2 protein-coding genes and 1 CRISPR repeat array are annotated in these 6,000 nt (G+C 42.3%); both genes read left to right on the top strand.

Annotated features, from left to right (window positions below; translation table 11 throughout):
- The first annotated feature begins 339 nt into the window (after positions 1-339).
- Positions 340-3,183, top strand: coding sequence for a bifunctional acetate--CoA ligase family protein/GNAT family N-acetyltransferase (locus H6G69_RS13535; RefSeq protein ID WP_190687432.1), 2,844 nt, complete (start codon positions 340-342; stop codon positions 3,181-3,183).
- Between the two features lie 766 nt (positions 3,184-3,949).
- The gene (locus H6G69_RS13530) at positions 3,950-4,129 is read left to right on the top strand and encodes a hypothetical protein (protein ID WP_190687429.1); all 180 of its coding nucleotides are present in this window, start codon (positions 3,950-3,952) and stop codon (positions 4,127-4,129) included.
- Positions 4,130-4,727: 598 nt separating this feature from the next.
- Positions 4,728-5,903: a CRISPR direct-repeat array (repeat unit 36 nt; unit sequence GTCACTTCTATTTAATGAAGTGGAATTAATGGAAAC).
- Positions 5,904-6,000: the final 97 nt, after the last annotated feature.

Raw genomic sequence — 6,000 nt, 5'->3', positions numbered from 1 at the left:
TTAACGCCTGTGGACAAGCAGTAGCCGACTACCTTGATTGAAGCAGGAAGAAAACACTAAACTAATCAACTTTCTTTGAGTAAGTTTAGGTAAGTTTTTCGGAGCAGCATAGACTAAGGGCAAAAGTCCCTTTCAAGTCAGGGAATAGGTAAAGACTAATAATTTTCAAAATTTATCCATTACCCTAATATCAATGTTTTAACATTCTCTTATGGAGGATGTTTTCAAAGTCTAAATACAGTCTGAGGATTGAAAAACGCCCTCTGAGAGTGGCACTCAGCATAATCGCCACTATAATTAGTCGTTCCCTCTACTCAGCACATTTAACAAGGAGGATTGATGCAGAAATCTCTCAAGCCCACAAGCGATCGCGCCTTTGATATCTTGCGCTCAGAGAAGCTTAATCCTCTTGATGCGCTGTTTGCCCCAAAGACTGTCGCTGTGATTGGTGCTAGTGAAACTGCTGGTAGCGTGGGGCGCACTCTATTGTGGAATTTAATTACCAATCCATTTGGGGGAACTGTTTTTCCCGTCAATCCCAAGCGGCATAGTGTTTTGGGGATTAAAGCCTATGCCAAAATTGGCGATATCCCTGAAGTTGTGGATTTAGCCGTTATTGCGACACCAGCCCAGACAGTTCCCGGTATCATTGCTGAATGTGTCGATGCAAGTGTTAAAAGTGCAATCATCATTTCTGCTGGGTTTAAAGAAGCCGGTGCAGCAGGTGTAGCCTTAGAACAGGAAGTTTTAGCACAAGCGCGTCGTGGCAATATTCGCATCATTGGCCCGAACTGCTTAGGGGTAATGAGTCCACTGACAGGATTAAATGCTACCTTCGCTAGTGCGATGGCGCGTCCAGGCAATGTGGGTTTTATTAGCCAAAGTGGGGCTTTGTGTACAGCTATTCTCGATTGGAGTTTTCAGGAAAACGTCGGTTTTAGTGCCTTTGTTTCCATTGGTTCGATGTTGGATGTGGGCTGGGGTGATTTGATTTACTATCTCGGTGATGACCCCCACACCAAAAGTATTGTGATTTATATGGAATCTATTGGTGATGCGCGCTCATTTATTTCCGCAGCGCGAGAGGTTGCGCTCACCAAACCAATTATTGTGATTAAAGCCGGACGCACAGAAGCAGCCGCCAAAGCCGCAGCTTCCCATACAGGCGCGTTAGCTGGGAGTGATGCGGTATTAGATGCAGCTTTTCGCCGTTGTGGGGTACTGCGAGTTAATAGTATTTCTGATTTATTTGATATGGCGGAGGTACTAGCAAAACAGCCCCGTCCCAAAGGGCCGCGCTTGACAATATTAACTAACGCAGGCGGGCCGGGAGTATTAGCAACCGATTCATTGATACAAGCTGGTGGTGAATTGGCTAGCATTTCACCAGAAGCGATCGCATCTTTTGATCAAATCCTCCCAACTCACTGGAGTCACAACAACCCAATTGATATTTTGGGCGACGCTGACCCCCAACGTTATACCCAAGCTTTAGAAATTGCCGCCAAAGATCCCAATAGTGATGGCTTGTTGGTCATTCTCACTCCCCAAGCCATGACAGACCCCACCCAAACCGCCGAACAGTTAAAACCCTACGCCCAAATTCCTGGTAAACCAATTCTTGCGAGTTGGATGGGGGGAGCAGAAGTTACTGCTGGTGAGACAATTCTCAATCGCCAAGGTATCCCCACTTATCGCTATCCCGACACGGCAACGCGGGTATTTAGTTATATGTGGCAATCTAGCTACAACCTGCGCGGTATCTATGAAACTCCCGTTTTGCCAGAGGTTAATCCTTCAGGTATACCAGACCGAAATTTAGTCGAAAAGATTATCTCCTCTGCGCGTCAAGATGGGCGAACAATTCTGACAGAAGATGAATCAAAGCAAATATTAGCGGCTTATGGCATCCCAGTTGTGGCAACTTGTGTATCTAAGAGCGAGGATGAAGCTGTTAAATGCGCCGAGAGTATTGGCTATCCCGTAGTTGTCAAACTATATTCCCACGTCATTACGCATAAAACCGATGTTGGTGGTGTGCAATTAAATATTCGAGATGCTGATGGCGTCAGGCAAGCCTATCGCCGCATCAAATCCTCCGTTGAAGAAAAAATAGCAAAAGACCCTCATTACTCAGCACTAAGTACTCAGCACGGGCTGAACGCCCCGCTACCGCTAACAGCACTTTTTTTAGGCGTGACAGTACAGCCAATGGTGAAAACTGACGGCTACGAACTAATTATTGGCAGTAGTCTCGACCCGCAATTTGGGCCAGTGCTGTTGTTTGGTGCAGGGGGACAACTAGTAGAAGTATTTCAAGACCGAGCGATCGCCCTACCTCCTCTAAACACAACTTTGGCACGGCGGATGATGGAACACACAAAAATTTACAAAGCCCTTAAAGGTGTGCGGGGAAGGGAAAGTGTAGATATGGCAGCCCTGGAACAATTGATGGTGGCATTTAGCCAGCTAGTAGTAGAACAACGCTGGATTAAAGAAATTGACATCAACCCCTTGCTAGCTTCTCCTGTTGCAGCGAATATTCATACTTCTTCCCCACTCCCCACCTTAATTGCTTTAGATGGGCGAATTGTGCTGCACCCGCCAGATATTACAGAAGAACAACTACCTAAATTAGCCATTCGTCCTTATCCTACGCAATACATCGAAAAGTGGACGATGAAAAACGGTATGCAAATCACCATCCGTCCGATACGTCCAGAAGATGAGCCGTTGATGGTGCAGTTTCATGAAACACTCTCAGAAGAAAGCGTATATTTTCGTTACTTCCATTTAATTAAACTGAGTCAGCGCACTACCCACGAACGACTCACCCGCATTTGCTTTAATGATTATGACCAGGAAATGGCACTAGTCGCAGAACATCAAGACCCGCAAACAGGTAAGCGACAGATTTTAGCAGTGGGACGATTAAGTAAACTGCACGGTACAGATACGGCTGAATTCGCTATGATAGTGAGCGATCGCTATCAATGTCAGGGTTTAGGCACAGAATTAGTCAGACGGTTGATAGAAGTTGGTCGCCAAGAAAACATCAGACGAATTACAGCCAACATTCTCGCAGATAATTACGGAATGCAACGAGTTTGTACAAAACTAGGTTTTCGCCTCGAACCTACCAACGACTCTACAGTGATAGAAGCAGAATTACTCTGTAAGTAGAGCGACGTAAATATTTGTAGCGACTGAAGTCGCCGCTACACAGACAAAACCCGCCTGCGCGGGTTCCAAACCCTTGATTTCTCGTCAGAAAAGTAGAAAAGTAGGTTGGGTGTAGCGATAGCGTAACCCAACAAAATATGCTCGGATGTTGGGTTTCGTTCCTCAAACGCCAGAAAAGTAGGTTGGGTGTAGCGATAGCGTAACCCAACAAAGTATGCTCGGATGTTGGGTTTCGTTCCTCAAACGCCAGTTGCTTCATGTCGGGGAAGCCGCCCAACGCACTGGCTCCCCAACCTACGCCTCAGCACTCAGATAAATGGGTTTCGTTCCTCAAACGCCAGAAAAGTAGGTTGGGTGTAGCGATAGCGTAACCCAACAAAGTATGCTCTGCGAACTGCGTTAGCGAGCCTGCGAGCGTCATTGCGAATTGCGAATTGGTATAAGACAAATTTAATTTCCTAAAAATTTGCTTCTATCTAAAGCTAGATTTTTTTGCCTCTTTTGCGTGCTGATATTCAGAACGAACTCAGTAGAGATGCTAGAGACTGTAGTTAAAACCTTGCTGTGTAGAAGTTTGGGAACTTTGTAGTTGATGGTCTGTCTAACTAACCTGACAGAAAACTTTACGTAAAATTCCGCAATTGCCACCAGGACAATTGAATATATATCATGTCATCTTTAACTAGAAAATCAGTAGATGGTAGTTTCTAAATAAATTTCCACTGCTGCCACAACTTGCAATATGTATATTTAGCTTGTTCCTCCTATGGCCGAAAAAGACACCAAGATTAAGTTTCCTCTTTGGCAATATTTAAACCAACCTTTGTTTAGCCGTGATTCGCAATTAGAATTAAATCCTCGTCGCTTTGCCTATAGCTGGCGCATTGGACTGCTGAAAAGATGCTGGTACAAAGAATGCGATGCTAAAGGACATCAACAGTCTTAGATTAGTTAATAAATAATTTCGTAGAGTAGTCGCTTGCTAAGAGCATCAGCACTTCAGAAAATTACAAATATGTCAGAAGTTTACATTTGTAGGTATTATTAAGAATCTCTACTTTTGTAATAATTTTATTAATCTTGGAAGGGTGTGTTAAGGCATTAACACGCCCTTATGCCTTTGGAAGCTTTATAAAAAATTGGTATTAGGGAACAGGGAATAGGGAAAAGACTTTCTCCACCTTTCTTGCACAAGGGTGATGAGTTGCGATTTATCTTGTACACAGACAAAACTCGCTTGCGCGGATTTTAAAACCCAATACGGTTCAGTTAAGATACAAGGTTGGGTGTAGCGATAGCGTAACCCAACAAAGTATGCGTGAATGTTGGGTTCCGTTCCTCCACCCAACCTACACCTAGTTTCTCTGCGACGGGGTGAGTAAAATTTGAAAATGCTTGTATTTTCGTTGACCCGGCCGATGTCTTATTGTGTAAGGGTTTTGGGTAATTTTATGTCCTCTAGGAATGCTAAATTTGCTTTCTTCATCGACCCGGCCGCAAATGGCATCTGGACATTAGGCCGTGGAAGGGTTTAAATAGGAAGGGTCACTTCTATTTAATGAAGTGGAATTAATGGAAACCTCAATCCATCAGCCGTAGCCAAAGGTTGTCCTTCACCGTCACTTCTATTTAATGAAGTGGAATTAATGGAAACGATATTTCTTGAAGCAGAACTGAAGCGTATACAAGATATTAAAGTCACTTCTATTTAATGAAGTGGAATTAATGGAAACTATTTGCCCGTTTGACAACATCTGAGGGGTGTTGTGTCACTTCTATTTAATGAAGTGGAATTAATGGAAACCGATTGCGCTGGGCGATAACGGTTTCTCAAGACAGTTATTCCCACAATGTCACTTCTATTTAATGAAGTGGAATTAATGGAAACACTCAAGTCTTTGAAGGATGGGTACTTTAAAATCAGAGTCACTTCTATTTAATGAAGTGGAATTAATGGAAACTAGAATCTTTAATCTAGAAGAGACAATTGAGAAGGTTAAGTCACTTCTATTTAATGAAGTGGAATTAATGGAAACACGACTGCAAAGAGTAGCTATTAGCCCTACGAGTGCAAAGTCACTTCTATTTAATGAAGTGGAATTAATGGAAACGTAAGGATATTCAACTTGGGCTTTCTTAAATTGTTTTAGTAGGTCACTTCTATTTAATGAAGTGGAATTAATGGAAACCCTATACCTCTCAAGTAGTTGGTCGTAAGGTATATCTAAAGGTCACTTCTATTTAATGAAGTGGAATTAATGGAAACTTGCTAACTCAACTGGCTAGAGTCCTGCCTCTTAAGCAGAGTCACTTCTATTTAATGAAGTGGAATTAATGGAAACAATGTTACCTTTAAGTTTTGCATTACTTCACGTTTTAGGTCACTTCTATTTAATGAAGTGGAATTAATGGAAACAGTTGAAGCGATTGCTTTAGTTAGACCTATAGTAGCTAAAGTCACTTCTATTTAATGAAGTGGAATTAATGGAAACTTGGTTCATAAATATCAGAGTAAAGAGCATTAACATTTTGTCACTTCTATTTAATGAAGTGGAATTAATGGAAACTTGTTCTCGTAACAGTTCTGATACGGAGTTTTTTTGTTTTTGGGTCACTTCTATTTAATGAAGTGGAATTAATGGAAACTCCATATTCGGCTTGGTAGTAAATTTCTTATAGGCTGCGTCACTTCTATTTAATGAAGTGGAATTAATAGAAACAAAAAATTCCTCTTTGCTACAAAGAGGAATTTTTGTTGTTGCTATTGAATGAAGTGAAAAAAGGAAACCATAGTAGAGACATTGCATTGCAACGTCT

Source organism: Nostoc sp. FACHB-110, from assembly GCF_014697425.1.
In the GTDB taxonomy this organism is placed as follows: domain Bacteria; phylum Cyanobacteriota; class Cyanobacteriia; order Cyanobacteriales; family Nostocaceae; genus Nostoc_B.
This window is presented reverse-complemented; position numbering and strand designations above follow the sequence as displayed.

Excerpts from the sequence above, each read along its gene's own strand:
- H6G69_RS13535 (WP_190687432.1), top strand. The coding sequence starts at position 340 with ATGCAGAAATCTCTCAAGCCCACAAGCGATCGCGCCTTTGATATCTTG.
- H6G69_RS13530 (WP_190687429.1), top strand. The coding sequence starts at position 3,950 with ATGGCCGAAAAAGACACCAAGATTAAGTTTCCTCTTTGGCAATATTTA.